The 19,082-nt window shown below is 38.8% G+C and carries 22 protein-coding genes; 12 read left to right on the forward strand and 10 right to left on the reverse strand.

From position 1 onward, the window contains the following. The first annotated feature begins 14 nt into the window (after nucleotides 1–14). On the forward strand, nucleotides 15–224 hold the full coding sequence (locus AC1M9H_RS01255) for a hypothetical protein (RefSeq protein WP_481588241.1): 210 nt from the start codon (nucleotides 15–17) through the stop codon (nucleotides 222–224). Nucleotides 225–270: 46 nt separating this feature from the next. Here AC1M9H_RS01255 and bioB read toward each other — a convergent pair whose 3' ends face one another. Together bioB and queG are read right to left on the reverse strand one after the other, a co-directional pair. Further along, nucleotides 271–1,260 carry a biotin synthase BioB gene (gene bioB, locus AC1M9H_RS01260; RefSeq protein WP_035263808.1) on the reverse strand — a complete coding sequence of 330 codons (990 nt, stop codon included), beginning with the start codon at nucleotides 1,258–1,260 and terminating at the stop codon, nucleotides 271–273. Nucleotides 1,261–1,550: 290 nt separating this feature from the next. Continuing rightward, entirely contained in the window at nucleotides 1,551–2,654 is a 1,104-nt protein-coding gene (gene queG, locus AC1M9H_RS01265) for a tRNA epoxyqueuosine(34) reductase QueG (protein WP_481612567.1), read from the reverse strand. A 20-nt stretch (nucleotides 2,655–2,674) separates the two neighbouring features. On the opposite strand from queG, the gene AC1M9H_RS01270 reads away from it, so the two are divergent. Together AC1M9H_RS01270 and AC1M9H_RS01275 are read left to right on the forward strand one after the other, a co-directional pair. Beyond that, a complete protein-coding gene (locus tag AC1M9H_RS01270; RefSeq protein WP_481612697.1) occupies nucleotides 2,675–4,186 on the forward strand; it encodes an NAD(P)H-hydrate dehydratase in 1,512 nt (503 codons plus the stop codon). A 15-nt stretch (nucleotides 4,187–4,201) separates the two neighbouring features. After that, nucleotides 4,202–4,480 carry an acylphosphatase gene (locus AC1M9H_RS01275; protein ID WP_481588237.1) on the forward strand — a complete coding sequence of 93 codons (279 nt, stop codon included), beginning with the start codon at nucleotides 4,202–4,204 and terminating at the stop codon, nucleotides 4,478–4,480. Between the two features lie 23 nt (nucleotides 4,481–4,503). On the opposite strand, the gene ruvC is transcribed toward AC1M9H_RS01275, so the two are convergent. After that, nucleotides 4,504–5,049: a crossover junction endodeoxyribonuclease RuvC gene (gene ruvC, locus AC1M9H_RS01280; RefSeq protein ID WP_481588236.1), complete on the reverse strand. Its 546-nt coding sequence runs from the start codon at nucleotides 5,047–5,049 to the stop codon at nucleotides 4,504–4,506. A 122-nt stretch (nucleotides 5,050–5,171) separates the two neighbouring features. Between ruvC and AC1M9H_RS01285 the strand changes: the two genes are divergently transcribed. Further along, nucleotides 5,172–5,756: an FxsA family protein gene (locus AC1M9H_RS01285; protein WP_179998149.1), complete on the forward strand. Its 585-nt coding sequence runs from the start codon at nucleotides 5,172–5,174 to the stop codon at nucleotides 5,754–5,756. Between the two features lie 106 nt (nucleotides 5,757–5,862). Then, a complete protein-coding gene (locus AC1M9H_RS01290; RefSeq protein WP_179998148.1) occupies nucleotides 5,863–6,504 on the forward strand; it encodes a LysE family transporter in 642 nt (213 codons plus the stop codon). Here the strand turns inward: AC1M9H_RS01290 and AC1M9H_RS01295 are convergent. Continuing rightward, complete coding sequence (locus tag AC1M9H_RS01295; RefSeq protein WP_180027759.1) at nucleotides 6,448–6,657, reverse strand: hypothetical protein; 210 nt, start codon at nucleotides 6,655–6,657, stop codon at nucleotides 6,448–6,450. The genes AC1M9H_RS01290 and AC1M9H_RS01295 overlap by 57 nt on opposite strands. A gap of 306 nt (nucleotides 6,658–6,963) precedes the next feature. Between AC1M9H_RS01295 and AC1M9H_RS01300 the strand changes: the two genes are divergently transcribed. Next, nucleotides 6,964–7,206, forward strand: a complete 243-nt coding sequence (locus AC1M9H_RS01300) for a hypothetical protein (RefSeq protein ID WP_035263796.1) — start codon at nucleotides 6,964–6,966, stop codon at nucleotides 7,204–7,206. A 45-nt stretch (nucleotides 7,207–7,251) separates the two neighbouring features. On the opposite strand, the gene metK is transcribed toward AC1M9H_RS01300, so the two are convergent. Next, nucleotides 7,252–8,418, reverse strand: coding sequence for a methionine adenosyltransferase (metK, locus tag AC1M9H_RS01305; protein WP_481612568.1), 1,167 nt, complete (start codon nucleotides 8,416–8,418; stop codon nucleotides 7,252–7,254). 443 nt (nucleotides 8,419–8,861) lie between these two features. Between metK and tkt the strand changes: the two genes are divergently transcribed. Continuing rightward, nucleotides 8,862–10,850, forward strand: coding sequence for a transketolase (gene tkt, locus AC1M9H_RS01310; RefSeq protein ID WP_481612569.1), 1,989 nt, complete (start codon nucleotides 8,862–8,864; stop codon nucleotides 10,848–10,850). A 114-nt stretch (nucleotides 10,851–10,964) separates the two neighbouring features. After that, a complete protein-coding gene (locus tag AC1M9H_RS01315; protein ID WP_035263790.1) occupies nucleotides 10,965–11,180 on the forward strand; it encodes a hypothetical protein in 216 nt (71 codons plus the stop codon). A gap of 59 nt (nucleotides 11,181–11,239) precedes the next feature. Here the strand turns inward: AC1M9H_RS01315 and AC1M9H_RS01320 are convergent, their stop codons facing one another. Beyond that, entirely contained in the window at nucleotides 11,240–11,770 is a 531-nt protein-coding gene (locus AC1M9H_RS01320) for a nuclear transport factor 2 family protein (RefSeq protein ID WP_481612570.1), read from the reverse strand. 327 nt (nucleotides 11,771–12,097) lie between these two features. Here AC1M9H_RS01320 and AC1M9H_RS01325 point away from each other — a divergent pair, with 327 nt between their 5' ends. Then, nucleotides 12,098–12,685 (forward strand): YceI family protein, encoded by a 588-nt coding sequence (locus tag AC1M9H_RS01325; RefSeq protein ID WP_481595376.1) that lies wholly within the window; start codon nucleotides 12,098–12,100, stop codon nucleotides 12,683–12,685. Nucleotides 12,686–12,732: 47 nt separating this feature from the next. Here the strand turns inward: AC1M9H_RS01325 and AC1M9H_RS01330 are convergent, their stop codons facing one another. The 3 genes from AC1M9H_RS01330 to AC1M9H_RS01340 form a co-directional block, all read right to left on the reverse strand. Further along, complete coding sequence (locus AC1M9H_RS01330; RefSeq protein ID WP_035263786.1) at nucleotides 12,733–13,359, reverse strand: LysE family transporter; 627 nt, start codon at nucleotides 13,357–13,359, stop codon at nucleotides 12,733–12,735. 94 nt (nucleotides 13,360–13,453) lie between these two features. Further along, on the reverse strand, nucleotides 13,454–14,155 hold the full coding sequence (locus tag AC1M9H_RS01335) for a glutamine amidotransferase (protein ID WP_481595375.1): 702 nt from the start codon (nucleotides 14,153–14,155) through the stop codon (nucleotides 13,454–13,456). 88 nt (nucleotides 14,156–14,243) lie between these two features. Continuing rightward, nucleotides 14,244–14,816, reverse strand: coding sequence for a TetR/AcrR family transcriptional regulator (locus AC1M9H_RS01340; protein WP_481595374.1), 573 nt, complete (start codon nucleotides 14,814–14,816; stop codon nucleotides 14,244–14,246). Nucleotides 14,817–14,899: 83 nt separating this feature from the next. Between AC1M9H_RS01340 and AC1M9H_RS01345 the strand changes: the two genes are divergently transcribed. The 3 genes from AC1M9H_RS01345 (at nucleotide 14,900) to AC1M9H_RS01355 (ending at nucleotide 17,452) form a co-directional block, all read left to right on the forward strand. Continuing rightward, complete coding sequence (locus tag AC1M9H_RS01345) at nucleotides 14,900–15,673, forward strand: SDR family oxidoreductase (protein WP_481612571.1); 774 nt, start codon at nucleotides 14,900–14,902, stop codon at nucleotides 15,671–15,673. 22 nt (nucleotides 15,674–15,695) lie between these two features. Beyond that, nucleotides 15,696–16,298 (forward strand): 2-hydroxychromene-2-carboxylate isomerase, encoded by a 603-nt coding sequence (locus tag AC1M9H_RS01350; protein ID WP_481609561.1) that lies wholly within the window; start codon nucleotides 15,696–15,698, stop codon nucleotides 16,296–16,298. A 101-nt stretch (nucleotides 16,299–16,399) separates the two neighbouring features. Continuing rightward, nucleotides 16,400–17,452, forward strand: coding sequence for an NAD(P)-dependent alcohol dehydrogenase (locus AC1M9H_RS01355; RefSeq protein WP_035263776.1), 1,053 nt, complete (start codon nucleotides 16,400–16,402; stop codon nucleotides 17,450–17,452). Between the two features lie 59 nt (nucleotides 17,453–17,511). Here the strand turns inward: AC1M9H_RS01355 and exaC are convergent, their stop codons facing one another. Beyond that, entirely contained in the window at nucleotides 17,512–19,023 is a 1,512-nt protein-coding gene (gene exaC / locus AC1M9H_RS01360; RefSeq protein WP_180027767.1) for an acetaldehyde dehydrogenase ExaC, read from the reverse strand. Between the last annotated feature and the right edge of the window lie 59 nt (nucleotides 19,024–19,082).

Here is a 19,082-nt window from a genome sequence, read left to right on the forward strand (position 1 = left end):
AGGATTTAAATTAAATGAGTAAAGATTTTAAATCGAATACTTATATTTGTGATGATCATGTCATAGATACGATTTATTGGTTGATGCACCACCAAGATAGTTATGATCGCTTTGAGTTTGATGCATTCAGTCAAAAAATAACGGTACACCATGCCAATGGAACAGATGAAATTAAGCCAGGACAGTATCTTAATGCCAGTTATGGCATATTGATCACATCATAAAAAACCGAAGCAAAGCTTCGGTTTTTGATTGAGCGAATCTTATAAATTAACTTGCCATTGCATCTATAGTCAGCTCTGATACAGTCGGCTTCGCTTTTTCGGCTTTTAGACCTAACTTATCGAATAACTGCTTATCTTTGCCTTCACCAGCATTAGGTGTCGTTAAAAGCTTTTCACCTGAGAACAAAGAGTTAGCACCTGCCATAAACGCTAAAGCTTGATCAGAATCAGAAAGAGATTCACGACCCGCTGAAAGTCTTATATAACTTTTTGGCATGATAATGCGCGCTACGGCAATCGTGCGAATCCATTCAGTCACATCGAGTTTTTCAACGTCTGCTAAGGGTGTGCCTTCGATCGGTACAAGCATGTTGATTGGTACCGATTCTGGATGAATAGCTAAGGTCGCAAGTTCATGTAATAGACCAATACGATCTTGAGTATCTTCACCTAAGCCAACAATTCCACCACTACACACTTTCATGCCTGCTTGGCGTACAAAGTCTAAAGTATTTAAACGATCATCATAAGTGCGTGTGGTAATCACATTTGGATAGTACTCACGAGAGGTATCTAAATTGTGATTGTAATAATCTAAACCTGCTTCTTTTAAACGTTCCGCTTGTGATTGATTGAGCATCCCTAAGGTCATACAAGTTTCAAGTCCTAGGGCCTTTACCTCACGTACCATTTCAAGTACATAAGGCATATCGCGTTCATGAGGATTTCGCCATGCAGCACCCATACAAAAACGAGATGATCCAGAAGCGAGAGCTTCTTTGGCTTCATTAATTACTTTTTCAACAGCAATTCTTTTTTCGGCCTCAAGTTTGGAATCATAACGTGCAGATTGAGAACAGTATTTACAATCTTCAGGACATTTACCCGTTTTGATTGATAGTAATGTGCTGACCTGAATGGTATTTGCATCAAAGTATTGACGATGCACGCGTTGTGCTTCGAAAACTAAGTCCATGAAGGGTTGTTCATAGAGTTTTTGTATTTCTTCACGCGTCCAATCATTGCGTACTTGCATAATTTATCCATCAATTAAAAAGCTACTTATTTGATCATACTGTAATTTTAATAATGCAAAATCGTAAAATATGACAATAATGACTCAAAAAAATTATCAAATTCGCCAACTCAATAGAAATTAATCATTGTTGATTTAGTTACAAACTTAACTATTTTTATGCATTTTTCGCCGCAAAATTATTTTTTGGGAACTTGATGCTGAGAACTTGTTGCTAACGTGTGCTTAAAATTTCAGATCATGCTCAAAACGGTGTTTTTGCGCTGTCAAGTCATCTTGGAAAAGTACAATTAATTATTTCTTTTTGATTGTTGTTCTTGTACTGCCCAGTCAATATGGATTTGCACAATCTCACTAGACTGATTTCTTTTTAGTATCAATTGCTCAATATTGTTTGGATGATACGGTGCATTCCCGATTCCAATCGCAATATTCCGCATAAAGCTTTCATAGCCTGTTCTACGCAGTGGACTGCCTTCTGTGTTGGCTAAGAATGTTGCTTCGTCCCATTGCCATAATTCAATTAAAGAAAGACGATCCAGCCCATGACGGGGATGGAAATCAGCAACCGTTGTAGTTTGTGCGAAACTATTCCAAGGACAAATCAGCTGGCAATCATCACATCCAAATACGCGATTACCTATGCCACGGCGTAGTTCTTCAGGAATCACCCCTTGGTATTCAATGGTCAGATAGGCAATACATTTACGGGCATCTAATTGATATGGCGCTACAATCGCCTGCGTTGGACAAATATCAATACATGTTGTACATGTGCCGCAATGTGAACTGGCAGGCTCGTCAAAGGGTAATTCAAGGGAACTAAACAGTTCACCGAGTACAAAAAAGGAGCCCGATTTTTTGTGGATGAGCAGGGTATGTTTACCTGTCCAACCCATACCTGCAGATTCAGCGAGTGATTTTTCAAAAATAGGGGCTGAATCGGCGAAAGGTCTTGATTCAAATGGGCCGACTTTTTCACGAATAAGGTTTGAAAGTGTTTTTAATTTACCGCGCATGGTTTTGTGGTAATCCCGTCCGCGTGCATATCGCGCAATAACGGCAGAATTGGGGAAATCTGGTACTGTTCGAGGTTGAGGTCGTTCAACCAAATAATTCATTCTGACGCAGATAATGCTTTTTGTATGGGGAACCAACAGTGTTGGATTAGCACGTTTTTCCAAATTTTCTTCGAGGAACTTCATGTCACCATGAAATCCTTGATCTAAATATGCTTTTAATCGAGGCAATTCATCTTGAGCATCAGGTCGGGCAATGACACAATCAGCGAAGCCCAGTTCCAATGCTTGAGATTTAATCCAAGCTTTAAGCGCATGAGGATCAAATTGCTGTGTTGGAATACGAGCTGGTATAGATGAGAGAGATTGAGTCATAAATAAAAAAAGGAACGATGATGCAACAACAAGTTTATCACAGCAGTGCGATTCAAGCTTGGGAACAGCGCTGGTTTGACGATCAAAATAGTGCTTTTGGTCTTATGCAGCAAGTTGCTTGGATGATGGCACAAGAAATCATCACAATTCTTCAAGGTATTGAAAAAAAGAAGATCCGTATCGCAGTATGCTGTGGTAAAGGAAATAATGCTGGGGATGGTTATCTTATTGCGTACTATTTAGCACAGCACTCTTTATCACAACATTGTTCATTTAACCAAAATCTAGAAATCGATATTTTTTCTTTTTCACAAGTCGATCATCACTCGGCTGACTCCTTACAGAGTGCTTATAAAATGAGTCAATCCGTACCATTAAAGCAGTTCACCGATCTGAACCATTGTAAGGGTTATGATGTCTATATTGATGCATTGTTTGGAATTGGAATTAATCGTACTTTAAGTGAAGACTGGCAGAGAATTATCCATCATATTAATGAGCAAGATGGCGTTAAAATTGCGATTGATATGCCGAGCGGTTTAGATGCAAATACAGGTCAACCATTACCAATGGCTATTCATGCTCAGCATACGCTTACCGCACTCGCATATAAGATAGGGCAGTTTGTAGGGTGTGCACAGGATTTTATAGGACATCTAAAACTCATTCCCATTTTACCATGTGACTCAGATTTAAAACCTGTGGCCCGATTAAGCCCAGTCAAAACAATTTTGCCGCGACGACACTCTACAGGACATAAAGGGACGTATGGGCATGTGCTCGTGATTGGCGGTCATGCACAAATGGGAGGGGCGGTGATTATGGCGGCTGAAGCTGCATTTGCCGCTGGGGCGGGTAAAGTCACGATCGTGTGTGATGCTAAACATCATTCAGCAATTTTGTCACGATCTCCCAATGTAATGGTGCAGGATATTAATCGTTTCGATCCATCACAACGAAAAAATTTGCTACAGCAAGTCGATTCGATTTGTTTTGGGATGGGGTTGGGACGTGATGATTGGGCAGCTGAGCAATATGATCACTGGATGAGTATTCTGTCCTCTACGAACAAACCGACTGTACTCGATGCTGATGCATTGTGGTTCTTATCTGAAAAGCCCATTCGACTCAATGAGAGAACTTACGCAACGCCACATCCTGGTGAGGCTGCAAAACTTTTACACTCTAGCGTGGCGGAAGTTGAGCATGACCGCATCAAAACAATTAAACGATTACAAACACTGTATGCTGGTGAATGGGTTTTAAAAGGTGCAGGAAGTTTAACAATTGACACGCAGCAAACCATTTGGATTTGCACCCAGGGTAATCCAGGAATGGGTACAGGTGGAATGGGGGATATTCTTGCAGGAATGATTGCTAGTCTTAAAGGACAATTGTCTAATTCCATCCAGCTTCATGAAATTGTTAACTTACATGCCGTGGCAGGTGATGTATTGGCTCAACAGGGTGAACGTGGTTTGTTAGCTCAGAATATGGCTCAAGCGATTTATCAAATAGTAAATCTAAAATAAAATTCAGGGATAGATATGCGATATTTAAAATTAACCATACAAGGTCTTGTTCAAGGGGTCGGATTTCGTCGCTGGTTTATGGAACAAGCCTTAAAGTTGCATTTAACTGGTTACGTTAAAAATATGGATAATGGGGATGTGGAAGCTGTCATTGTTGGTACATATCAAGATGTCAATGACATGATCAAACTGGCCATGGCAGGGCCTCATAATAGTAAAGTTAAGCAAATCTTCTATGAAGACTTAATTGACATCAAAGAGCGTGATTTCGATAGCTTTAAAATTCGCCAATAAGTGCATTGAGTGTCGAGAGACTTTTAACGTCGACGACTACTGCTGCGGCTTCGTCCACGTGCCATTCCACCTAAAGCATTTAAGACGGCCAATTTACTCATACTGCCAGAGGCATGTGCATGGCAAATTGCTGCGGCAAGTGCATCTGCAGCATCGGCTTGTGGTTTAATATTTAAATTAAGTATGCGCATGACCATCATTTGAACCTGTTCTTTATCAGCAGCGCCATAGCCAACAACAGATTGTTTAATTTGACGCGCAGTATATTCAGCCACTTGTAGATCTAAATTGACCAATGCCGCTATAGCTGCACCGCGTGCTTGACCAAGTTTTAAGGCAGAGTCAGGATTGACCGCCATAAAAACCTGTTCAACAGCAGCTTCAGTAGGACCATGAAATTTAACGATTCTTTCAATGCCTGAAAAAATTCGTTTTAGACGCTCAGGCATGTCAGGTGTTTCAGTGCGAATTGTTCCAGCATCAACAAAAGTGAGTTTTTGCCCCTCTTTTTGAATAATACCGTAACCTGTTAGACGTGAACCAGGATCAATTCCGATAATTAATGACATTCCATGACTTTAAAAATAAAATAATGCCCATATTGTTACATAAGCGTATGAAAAAAGCTTGATACAGATTGAGCAGATGATTACGACCCTATATTTAAATTTTTGAGATTAGATTACATTTCATGAAATTAGCTCTTATTGTTTTAATCGGTATAGTCCTTGAAATCTTCGTATGGGTCGGTGTGGGTGATCTAGTCGGAAGTATGTGGTATGTATTCTTCTGGTTTATTGCTGCATTCTTTATTGGTTTAAATATGGTTCGTTCTCATGCATCAGGTTTAATGCCACAGATGCAGCAAATGCAACAAGGTCATATGAGTGCTGATCCGAATTTGACCAATAACTTACCTAAAATTATTGCGGGTATTTTCCTTTTGATTCCGGGGTTAATTTCCGATCTATTCGCCTTACTTATTCTAATTCCACCTGTTCAAACAGCATTTAAAGCGGTGATGATGAAAACCATGATGAAGCGTCAGCAAGCCATGATGGAAAAAATGATGGGTGGTATGATGGGAGATATGGGCGGCATGGGTGGTCAAGCAAATGGTCAGAATCCATTTGCAGATTTAATGCGCCAAATGCAAGAAATGCAGAATCAGCAGCATGGTCGTGGTTCAAATGACTCTACTATTATTGATGGTGAAGCGAGAGAAATTACACCTGAAGCAAAGAAAATTGAAATGAAAGACGTTAATCAAAAGTAGATTGCGCATGTTCAAAACCAGACTTAATGTCTGGTTTTTTTATTTTTGTATCTCGATTTTTCTAAAAAACAGTATAATTCAAACAATTTTAATTCATTTTTGATTTATGTCTCTATTACTTACCATCTGTGTCCTACATCTTGTTGCTCAATTGAGTCCTGGACCTGATATTTTGTTGATTGCCAAATGCGCAGCGTCAACCACAATCGCAAATACGTTGAAAGTTATTTTAGGTATTTCTATTGGAATTTTATTTTGGGTGATTTTAACCTTATCAGGTTTTGCGCTTTTGATTGCCCAGTTCCCATGGATTCAACAAGTCTTAATGTTAGTCGGTGGTTTATTTTTGGCAAAAATGGGCTGGGCGATGCTAAAGGGTGGTTGGCAAACCTATAAGTCTTTCAAACTTGATGCAATTGATGAAAATCAGTTACCTTTAAAAGCTGAAAAATACTTTCTGATGGGGTTGTTTACAAACCTATCCAATCCTAAAACACTGATTTATTTTAGTAGTGTATTTTCACTTGCTTTAACCGCTTCAGCACCAGAGATGTTGAAAATACAACTTGCAGTCATTATTCCGATTCAAACGTTTTTAACCTTTACGTTTTTGATGGTCGTTTTAGCGCGCCCTAAAATTAAACAGCTCTACCAGCGTTCAGGGCATTACATAGATATGGCATCGGGTGGTCTATTTTTGATCTTTGCAGTCTGGTTGTGGATCGATGCGCTTATTTTGCTTAACTGAATCCTGATCTAACTCTTCTGTTTGAGTCAGAACAAGCGTGTCTTGCTGATAACGTCTTGGTCGCAAAGTTGCTTCAGTATTTTCAGAACCTTGATAAGAGCGACTTCTGTTTGCTCTTTCTCTCAAGCCGCCTTTCTTAATTAATTGAACCATAGTCATATCATCATTTTTCACTACGATTATTTTACTTCAATTTATGATTTCTATGCAGATTTGATGGGCGAGTGTGTGAATAAAATATGCATAATATCTAGAAGAAAAAAGAATGATAGAGCAGGTTGTCAAAAAAAATTCATATAGATATCTGATAATACAAGATATTGAATGAAGACATAGATGGTTGCTGTTTTATAGCTACATCATGAGGTTGATTATTGGTGAAGGCTTATATAGTATAAATATTAGCCTCTAAGGTGATGTAGATAAAAATAAAAAGACAGTCAAATCGGGAGGATGAGTATGCTGTATCAGTATCATTGTGCGTGTTGCGACAAGGTGGTTGCTTCGACAGACAAAGTGTGTTCTGAATGCGGATCACAAAATATCAGAACACCTTATGGTTTTTGGATATTTTGTATCATTGCGTGTTTAGCCGCAGCCATTGTGTTTAAAGTGGCCCATTTATATTTACAAGATAACCAAAATGTCCCTGTGAAGCAGTCGTTTTTGGACACGCTTCATCAAAGTGATAAAGCAAATTGAATCTATAAAAAAGCCCACATCAATGTGGGCTTTTTTATTTGGAAATTACAAACCAGCTGATGCTTTAAGCGCTTCAACCTTGTCTGTCTTTTCCCAAGTGAATGCAGTATCAGAACCTTCACGACCAAAGTGACCATATGCAGCAGTTTGCTTATACATCGGTTGAATGAGATTCAACATACGTGTAATTCCATATGGACGTAAATCGAAATGCTCACGTACCAATGCAATAATCAATTCTTCAGAAACCTTAGCAGTATTGAATGTATTGATTGAGATAGATGTTGGTTCAGCAACACCAATCGCATAAGACACTTGAATTTCACATTTATCGGCTAAACCAGCGGCAACAATATTTTTTGCAACATATCGACCAGCATAAGCAGCAGAGCGGTCTACTTTAGATGGATCTTTACCAGAGAAAGCACCGCCACCGTGACGAGCCATACCACCATATGTATCTACAATGATTTTACGACCTGTTAAACCACAGTCACCGACTGGACCACCAATCACAAACATACCCGTAGGGTTGATATGGAATTTGGTATCCGCATGGAACATATCTGCTGGAATCACTTTTTTCACGATTTCTTCAATGACAGCTTCTTTTAAATCAGTCTGTGAAATCTCAGGATCGTGTTGAGTCGATAATACGACCGCATCTAAACGAACAGGTACGCCATTTTCATATGCAAAAGTCACTTGGCTTTTCGCATCTGGACGTAACCATGGCAGACTTCCGTTACGACGAAGTTCTGCTTGTTTTTCCATAAGACGGTGCGCATACGAAATAGGAGCAGGCATTAAAACATCTGTTTCGCGACTTGCGTAGCCAAACATTAAGCCCTGATCGCCAGCACCTTGATCTTCAGGTTTTTGACGATCTACACCTTGAGCAATTTCAGGAGATTGTTTGCCAATCATGTTGATAACAGCACAAGTTGAACCATCGAAACCTAAATTAGAATGATGGTATCCAATGCCATTTACGGTTTGGCGTACAATTGCTTCAAAGTCTACATTTGCAGTTGTTGTGATTTCACCTGCAAGAACAACAGCACCTGTTTTTACAAGCGTTTCACAAGCAACCCGCGCATATGGGTCTTCTTTTAAGATTGCATCCAAAATAGCATCACTGATTTGGTCAGCCATTTTATCTGGATGGCCTTCGCTTACAGATTCTGAAGTAAATACAGCGTACTCGCGCATAAGTCCTATCACAGTTATTTCTAAAGACGCAATATGGTACATCGACTTAACGTTAAGGACTAGCTTAACCTGACTAAAAAGCATGAATTTATGTCATTTTTGTGTTTTTTTAATTGATATCATCATCTGTTAAATTGATAAGTGAAAACTTTTGTATAAGACTTATTCTTTTTAAGACTGAGCTGAAATAAAAAACAGCTTAAGTGGGTACGAAAGAATATGAATATATGATTCAACATCAGTACTTTAAAAAAAGGCCAAGCGACTAAAAAATATTGGATTGAATTGAATATTGGTAAAACCGACTCGCATTGTATGAATTTTTTCGCTTTAGGGCTGAAATATACGTTTCTGGGCTTTACGCTGTTTGATTTTTTTAAGACAATACACCCAGTTTTTGAATTTTATTCATTTCCCATCTTTAATTTATCGGACACTGATCTATGACAACCCCGCTGAATGAACGTCGCATTGCTAACGCAATTCGTGTACTTGCAATGGATGCTGTGCAAAAAGCAAATTCTGGACATCCAGGTGCACCAATGGGGATGGCTGATATTGCTGATGTTGTATGGCGTGAATTCTTAAATCACAATCCGACAAACCCTCAGTGGGCTAACCGCGACCGTTTTGTATTATCAAATGGTCATGGCTCAATGCTTCAATATGCATTATTACATTTGACTGGCTATGATCTTTCAATTGAAGATTTAAAAGCATTCCGTCAATTGCACTCAAAAACACCGGGTCACCCAGAATTAGGTTATGCACCTGGTATCGAAACAACTACTGGTCCATTAGGGCAGGGTATCGCGAATGCTGTCGGTTTTGCTTTGGCTGAAAAAACCTTAGCAGCGCAATTCAACAAAGAAGACATTAAAGTCGTTGATCATTTCACTTACTGTTTCTTAGGTGACGGCTGTTTAATGGAAGGTGTTTCTCATGAAGCATGTTCATTGGCAGGTACTTTGGGTCTAGGTAAATTAATTGCTTACTATGACGACAATGGTATTTCAATTGATGGTGAAGTAGAAGGTTGGTTCTCTGACGATACAGAACAACGCTTCTTAGCTTATGGCTGGCAAGTATTGAAAGTTGATGGTCACGATGCAGATGCATTACGTGCGGCAACTTTAGAAGCTAAAGCTGAAACGAAGAAACCAACAATCATTATCTGTAAAACGATTATTGGTTTAGGTTCACCAAACAAACAAGGTAAAGAAGATTGCCATGGTGCACCACTGGGTAACGACGAAATCGCATTAACACGTGAAGCGTTGGGTTGGACTGAAGGTCCATTCGAAATTCCTGCTGACGTTTATGCTGCATGGGACGCGAAAGAAAAAGGTCAGCAAGCTGAATCAGCTTGGAACGAAGTATTTGCACAATATGAAGCAAAATATCCAACTGAAGCGGCTGATCTTAAACGTCGCTTAAGCGGTGAATTACCTGCTGACTTCGTTGCAAAAGCCGATGCGTATATTGCTGAAGTAAACGCAAAAGCTGAAACCATCGCAACACGTAAAGCAAGCCAAAATGCAATCCAAGCATTTGCCCCAATGCTGTCTGAAATCTTAGGTGGTTCTGCTGACTTAGCAGGTTCTAACTTAACACTTTGGAAAGGCGCACAAGGCGTTCAAGACAATGCTGCAGGTAACTACGTACACTATGGCGTACGTGAGTTCGGTATGACTGCAATCGCAAACGGTGTTGCACTTCACGGTGGGTTCATTCCTTACGTAGCAACATTCCTCATGTTTATGGAATATGCACGTAACGCAGTACGTATGTCTGCATTGATGAAACAACGTGTGATTCATGTTTACACACATGATTCTATTGGTTTGGGTGAAGATGGTCCAACACATCAACCAATTGAACAAATCGCATCTTTACGTGGTACACCAAACCTCAACACATGGCGCCCATGTGACACAGTTGAAGCAGCAATTTCTTGGAAATCTGCGTTAACACGTTCTGAAGGTCCAACTGCGTTGATCTTCTCTCGTCAAAACTTAGCATTCCAAACACGCACAGAAGCACAAATTGCTGATGTTGCGAAAGGTGGTTATGTATTGGCTGAAGAAAAAGGCGAATTGAAAGCGATTATCATTGCAACAGGTTCGGAAGTTGCATTGGCAATGGAAGCTTATGCACAGCTTGAAGGTGTGCGTGTTGTGTCTATGCCATGTGCTGAAGAATTTGTTAAGCAAGATGCTGCTTACCGTGAGGCAGTTCTTCCATCTAATATCCGTGCGCGTGTAGCGGTTGAAGCGGCGCATGTTGACTACTGGTGGAAATTTGTAGGTCTTGATGGTCGTGTGATTGGTATGACTACGTATGGTGAATCTGCACCAGCGAAAGATTTGTTCCAACACTTTGGTATTACGACTGAAGCAGTTGTCGCAGCAGTGAAAGAAATTACTGCTTAATTCTTAGAATTAAGTGTTTTAAAAGGCGTCCCAACTGTGGGGCGTCTTTTTATTTTTATGTATCTATATAGATACATTCATTCCCTAGATTTCAGATTGGAAGTGAGTAGCGCAATGAGTTTGTATGAGCAAATTAGTGATGAAATTACTTTAATGGATGCGGGTGAGCAAAAGTGGATTGGTGAAGACTTACCACTTGAAGCGATGGTAGCAGTAGAGTTATTGCTACAAGATATGGCAGAAGAGAAAATCATTAAAGTACGTCGAAAAAATCGTGAAAAAACTTCAGGATTAAAACAGATTGATCGTATTCTGATTGAAAAGCTTTAACAGTCATAAAAAAGCCTCCTATGAGGCTTTTTTAATAGCCTATTTTTATTATTTTACAGTTAATTAGCCGTAGTTTCTGACACGGTAAAATTTAATTTTGGATCAGCATTTTGTTGAATTGTCCATTCACCACTTACTCTGAAAGATGCTGCTGAAGCATAAGTATCTTCCATAAACTGGAAATACGTGATTAAGCCATCTTTAACTATTGCTTTAATTGAAAAAGGTGAAGTAAAAGTGCGCTTAGCGTAAACAGATGTATAAGTAAATTGACCGAATACAGCCACTGTTTCATCTTCAGCTAAAATATCTGTGATTTGAAAATCATCGATCGTCCAATAAGTTCCGACATTAGAAAAAGTATAAATGTAGACATCACGACCTGTAGAAGTACCAGCCCAAGGTTCAATTTGTTTAAGTTCAGGATTATTAAAATTTAGCGAAGTATAAATGGCATCTTTAGCCACTAACTTTTCTGAAGCAATCGCTACTCTTGATTTATCAGTATTATATAAAAAAGCCAATACGACATCTTTAGGTGCTTTAGTTTTAAGCGCTTTATCAATCGCTTGTTGTTGTTCACTCATCATTATTCTCCAGTTCAAAGTGGTAATTTTAGTATTATATATGAGACAAAATATTAGTATATTGTATAAATGTTTAATTTAATCTCATATTTAAGATATGTGTTGATGTTAACTGCTTATTAGGAGAAAGCTTAAAGATGAAAAACATGATCTATACACAAGTGATAGTCATAATCTGATCAAATTGATTTGATAAAAGTGACACCTTCTTAAGGTGCGTTCTAATCTTGCAACAAACTGTTCTATCTGTACTGATGCAAGAATTTCAGAATGCTATACATTATTCACTATCCATTTCATAAATGTTTTAAAAAATTTGAGGAAAAATTGATGAACTTTAAAACAATAGCGTTAAGTGCCGTAGTGCTTTCTGTAGCAACAGTTTCATTTGCTAAACCAGTTGAATATAAAATTGATCCAACTCATACAGCGACAGTATTTACTTGGGATCATTTTGGCTTTTCTACACCATCAGGTAATTTTAGCGATATCCAAGGAACGATCAAAGTAGACAATGAAAAGCCTGCGAATTCAGCGGTGAATGTCACAATTCCACTTTCAAGTATCAATACAAATGTCAAAGCATTAGATGAACATTTATTGAAACCAGATTTCTTTGATGCTGAAAAATATCCGAATATCACTTTTAAAAGTACTAAAGTACAACCAAATGGTAAGAACAAGTATAAGATCACAGGTGATCTAACGATTAAAAATGTTACTAAGCCTGTCGTACTAGATGCTGTTTTGAATAAACAAGCTGAACATCCTATGACGAAAGCGCAGTCTATTGGTTTCAATGCAACGACTTCATTTGACCGTTCTGCATTCGGTGTTGGAGCATATGTGCCTAATGTAGGCGACAAAATCACGGTGAATATTACGACTGAAGCTTCAGTCGCAACTGATAAGAAATAATATTCTTCAAAAACAGTACATTTTAGAAAGCACCTACGGGTGCTTTTTTAATCACGATTAAAAATTAAGAAACATCCAAAACTGATAAAAATACTACCTGTTATAAGATCAATCTTCTTGCTGATTTTTTGATATATTGTGTTTACTTGTTTAGCAGAAAAAATAAAAGCAACTATCGCAAACCAAATCAAGCTTTCAACAAAAATTAACATTAACAGTGAACTCTGCTGTATCAGAGTTGCATCACTATTCATCGCAAGCGCGAAAACACTACTGAAGTAAACTAATGCTTTAGGATTTGCCATATTGGTGAGAAAGCCTTGAATCAGTAAAGAACTGTATTTTTTCTTGACTATGCCTTTTGTAACGTAAGCTGAAGCAGGTTCTAATTTCGTTAGCCCTGATTTAAAGAGTTGAATGCCTAAATAAATGAGATAAACCCCTCCTAAAATCATCATAATTGTTTGGAGCCAAGCCATTTTTTGGAATAGATAGTGTAATCCACTCATAGCACAAATTGCCCAAACTAAAATACTAAGAGAAATTCCTAATGCTGCAAAAAGTGCATGTATGCGAGACTGTCGAACCGCACTTTGCGTGACAAATAAAAAATCTGGTCCAGGACTAATAAGTGCAAAGAAATGAATGATGGCTAAACTGAACAGTGGTGACATTTATATCTTCATTATAATTTTTGGATATTGAATTTAGGTATAGCACAATCCAATATCCTGATCTACAGTTGGGTTGAAGGCAATCAAATCAAAATCATTTAATCTGTTCAATAAAACGGCTTAAGATTGAACCTGCCACAGATTCAAGTTTTTCAGCATAACGATGGTTATCTGCACGTAATTGAGTAATATCTATACCCGCTTTACGCAATTCGCAAGTATGACCAATCAACCATTTCTCTAAACTATCTGAGGTCACTTCAGGATGGAACTGGAGTGCTAAAATATTAGATCCAACTTGAAAAGCCTGATTTTTATAAATTTGAGTGCTCGCCAGAAGTTTCGATTGCGCGGGAAGATCAAAGGTATCACCATGCCAATGCAAAACTGGCACACCATTTAAAGAATTTAGAACGTTGTCTTGCTCATTTATAATATCTACCGTACTCCAGCCAATTTCTTTAGTATGGCCAGCATATACTGCACCGCCCAAGGCTTTTGAAATGAGTTGAGCACCTAGACAGATGCCAAGCGTAGGGCGTTGGAGTTTTAATCTTTCTTTAAGTAAGTCTATTTCTGTTTGTAGGAAAGGGTAATCTTCTGTCTCATAAACACCAATCGGTCCACCCAAAATAATGGTCAGACCTTCGTACTTTAAGGCTACTGAAAGATCATCCACACCTGCATCAAAATATCTGACCCGATAACCCAGTTGATATAGTGTCTCCTCAAAAGAACCTAGATCTTCAAAGGCTAAATGCTGTATTGCATATACTGTTTCAGGAAGCTTTCTCATGATGTGACGTTCTTAAAAGAATGATGAGGAGATTATAGTATAGAACTTTTGGAACTAAGGTTTCGTCCATAAAACAATATAAAACGATTTATTTCGCAATCTCTTTTTTTAATAATTTCTTAAGCATCGCTAGACTAGAATTGAGAATATCTTTTTTTAAGCGTTCATCTTGAACTCCACGCGCTAATAGTACGGAGCCCACCATTTGACAGAGTATGGCCCAAGCGAAATCAGGTTCTGGAGCATGCTGCGCAAATAGTTTGTAACCACGCTGAAGTTCTTTTTCAAAACATTGTTTAATGTCAGCATCAGCGCGTGAAACTTCAGCAGCAAGTGAGGGTAAAACACAGCCTTTTTCTGGGTGTTGAACGTGTAATAGAGAAAGATATCGGTTCATTTCAAAATCTAACCAAGATTCTGGATCTTGATGAGGATTCATTTCCCACTGTTGAATACTTGCTCCGATTTCAGATTCGATTAAGGCTTTAAATAAGTCGTTTTTTGAAGAAAAGTGAGAATAGAAAGCACCGCTGGTCATATTTGCAGCGTGCATAAAACCATCAACCCCAGTATTGTTAAAACCTTGTTTTTTTGCGAGTTCACCACTGGTTTTTAAAATTTCGCGACGTTTTTCTTCTTTGTATCCTGCTTTATATCTCATATTGAATATTCAATAACCATTGACTGTGCCTCAAAACTATAACATAGTGATCGTTATAATAACGATCGTTATTTAATGGAGAGATGATGAACGATCAGCAGTCAAAAATTAATTATTCAGAAGAAAAATCAACACATAACAAGGTCGCACTGATCATTGGTGCAGGAGATGCCACAGGCAGTGAGATCGCAAAACGCTTTGCACGAGGTGGATATACTGCTTGTATGACTCGACGCAATGCAGACAAGCTTGGACCTGTCATCCGAGAGATTGAAGCACACGGTGGTCAAGCTTATGGATTTGCTTCAGATGCAAGAAAAGAGGATCAAGTGATTCAACTGATTGACACAATTGAACGTGACATTGGTCAGATTGAAGTATTGGTCTTTAATATTGGAGCAAATGTGCCGTGTAGCATTCTAGAAGAAACAGCACGTAAATATTTTAAAATCTGGGAAATGGCTTGTTTTAGTGCTTTTTTAAATGGTCGTGAAGTCGCTAAACGGATGGTCGCAAGGCAGCGCGGCACTATCATTTTTACTGGTGCAACAGCAAGTATTCGTGGTTCATCATACTTCAGCGCTTTTGCTGGCGCTAAACATGCGTTAAGAGCCTTAGCCCAAAGTATGGCGAAAGAGTTAGGGCCTCATCATATTCATGTTGCGCACGTCATTATTGATGGGGCGATTGATACTGATTTTATTAAAGATACTTTCCCTCATTTGTATGAAAAAAAACAGCATGACGGTATTTTGAATCCTCAACATATAGCTGATAACTATTGGCATATTGCTCATCAACCACGAGATGCTTGGACACATGAATTGGATTTGCGTCCATGGTCTGAACAGTGGTAATCATATTTAATAAGGATAAGACATGACTAAACAACAACAAAAAGTTGAATTTTATTTCGACCTTGGCAGCCCATTTAGTTATTTGGCTTTTTACAAGCTACAAGAAATCACCAAAAAATATAATGCAGAGATTGAGTACACACCGATTTTATTGGGTGGAATTTTTAAATCGACTGGTAACAAGAGTCCAATTGAGGTGACTGCTAAAGGGATCTATTCAATGCAAGACTTAAGTCGTTGGTCAGATTATTATCAGATCCCGATGCAGATGAATCCATATTTTCCAATGAATACATTGACTTTAATGCGTATATTAACGGGAGTCAAAATCTATCATGATGAATATTTTGAAGTGATTTTGACCAAGCTTTTCGATGCGATGTTTAGAAAGCCCTTGAATTTAGCCGATCCAGAAGTTCTGATAAATTTATTTCAAGGTGATGCAATCGACGGTCAGCAACTTTTGGATTTAAGCCAAGATCCGGTGGTAAAACAAAAATTGATTGATGAAACAAACAATGCCGTACAACGAGGGGTATTCGGAGCACCTACATTTTTTTTGCGGGAAAATATGTACTGGGGGCAAGATCGCTTGCATTTTGTAGAGCGCGAATTACAAAAATAAGTGAAAAAGAAATTAAATTGAGACTCAGCTAAATTTATTAAAAATATTGATGTGATATAACGAATAAGAGAGTACGAAATTAACAGCTTGAGGGAGTCACGATGACCCATAATGTTTTAGCTTACGCAGCGCTTGATTCTAAAAGTCCATTGGTTCCATATACGTTTCAGCAACGTCAAGCTCGCCCCGATGATGTCATTATTGATATTGAATACTGCGGTGTATGTCATTCTGACTTACATCAAGCGCGTAATGATTGGGGTTTTAGTCGTTACCCAATTGTACCTGGTCATGAAGTAATTGGTCGCGTAAAAAGCATCGGAGCATCGGTAACGAAGTTTAAGGTTGGAGATCTGGTCGGAATCGGGTGTATGGTAGATTCATGTCGTACTTGTTCTGCTTGTCACCAAGGTTTGGAGCAATATTGTGAAGCTGGCAATACACAAACGTATGGTAGTTTAGATCGTCATGATCAAACACCTACTTATGGTGGCTACGCACAAACGATCATTGCGAGCCAAGATTTTGTATTGAAAGTACCTGAAAATTTAGATACACAATCCATTGCACCCATCTTATGTGCTGGGATCACGACGTGGTCGCCATTAAAACATTGGAATGTCGGTGAAGGCTCTAAAGTGGCTGTTGTTGGACTCGGTGGTTTAGGTCATATGGCGATTAAACTTGCTCATGCACTTGGTGCAGAAGTGACTTTATTTACACGATCAGCAAATAAAGAACAGGATGCACGTGATTTAGGTGCAGATCATGTCGTGTTATCAACAGATCCAACACAAATGAAATCAGTGAAAAATCAGTTTGATTTAATTATTGATACTGTGCCTTATGATCATGATTTAAAGCCTTATATTCCGACACTTGCATTGAGTGGGACACTGGTATTGGTAGGCTATCTCGGAGAATTTAGCAGCAATTCCGTGCCCATGATTATGGGAAGAAAATCAATCGCTGGATCGGTGATTGGTGGGATTCAAGAAACTCAAGAACTACTTGATTTTTGTGGTCAGCACAATATCGTGTCAGATGTTGAAGTCATTGATATGCAAAATATTAATGAGGCATTTGAGCGAATGCTTCAAAGTGATGTGAAATATCGTTTTGTGATTGATATGAAAAGTCTACAAGCCAGCTAATCCATTAAGCTCCTGTAGCAGAAAAGAAGCGGCAATCAGCCGCTTCTTTAGCTTTTGTTTTAGAAGAAACCCATTGGTTTAGTTGAGTAACTCACCAATAAATTTTTAGTTTGTTGGTAATGATCCAGCATCATTTTATGATTTTCACGACCAATCCCTGATTTTTTATAACCACCAAAAGCAGCATGAGCAGGGTAGATATGGTAGCAATTTGTCCAGACTCGACCTGATTGAATTGCACGTCCTGCACGATATGAAGTATGCGCTGATCGTGACCAAACACCAGCACCTAATCCATAAATGGTGTCATTGGCAATTTTGATAGCATCGTCGAAATCTTTAAATGTTGTCACAGCCAAAACTGGTCCAAAAATTTCTTCTTGGAATGTTTTCATGCTGTTATTGCCTTTGAAAATCGTCGGCTCAATATAAAAACCTTGTCCAATTTCTTCACGTGCTTGACCACCTGTAAGAATTTGAGCACCTTCTTCACGACCTGTCGCAATACAACCTAAAATTTTATCTTGTTGCTCTTGCGAGGCTTGAGCACCAATCATGGTTTCTGTATCAAGTGGATGTCCCGTTTTAATTCGCTTCACGCGCTCTACAGCCATCTCTAAGAATTTATCTGCAATACTTTCCTGGACTAAAGCACGTGATGGACAAGTACAGATTTCTCCCTGATTCAGCGCAAACATGGCAAAACCTTCAAGCGCTTTATCTAGATATTCATCATCCTTATCCATAATGTCTTCGAAGAAAATATTTGGAGATTTGCCACCCAGTTCTAATGTCACTGGAATAATATTTTCGGTGGCATATTGCATAATTAATTGACCGACTGCAGTTGAGCCGGTAAATGCAATTTTTGAAATACGTGGATTTGTGGCAAGAGGGCGTCCTACTTCAACACCATAACCATTGACGATATTCAGCACACCTGGTGGTAAAATATCTTGTATCAGTTCAACTAAAACTAGAATACTGACAGGAGTTTGCTCAGCTGGTTTTAAGACAATACAGTTCCCCGCTGCTAATGCAGGCGCAAGTTTCCACGCCGCCATTAAAATCGGAAAGTTCCAAGGAATAATCTGTCCAACGACACCCAATGGCTCATGAAAATGGTAGGCGATAGTATCTTCATCAATTTCTGAAATACCACCTTCTTGTGCGCGGATACAGCCAGCAAAATAGCGGAAATGGTCAATACACAGTGGAATATCTGCAGCTAAGGTTTCACGGATAGGTTTACCATTGTCCCATGTTTCTGCCACAGCAAGTAATTCTAGATTCTCTTCTAAGCGATCTGCTATTTTTAATAAAATGTTAGAGCGAGTTGTTGCAGACGTTTTGTTCCATTCAGTTTTAGCGGCATGAGCTGCGTCCAAAGCAAGTTCAATATCCTCGACTGAAGAGCGGGGAACTCGAGTAAAGACTTTCCCATCTACGGGAGAAAGATTATCAAAATACTCACCTTTTACTGGAGGAACCCATTTCCCACCAATGAAATTTTCGTATTGTGCTTTAAATTGAACTTTAGAATCTGGTTGATTGGGATCAGCGTAGCGCATAGTGTCCATCCTTTGGTTGTGCTGTAAAGTTATGGAAAATATCTTCGTCTTTGGTATTA

This window comes from Acinetobacter sp. ANC_7512, from assembly GCF_056779935.1.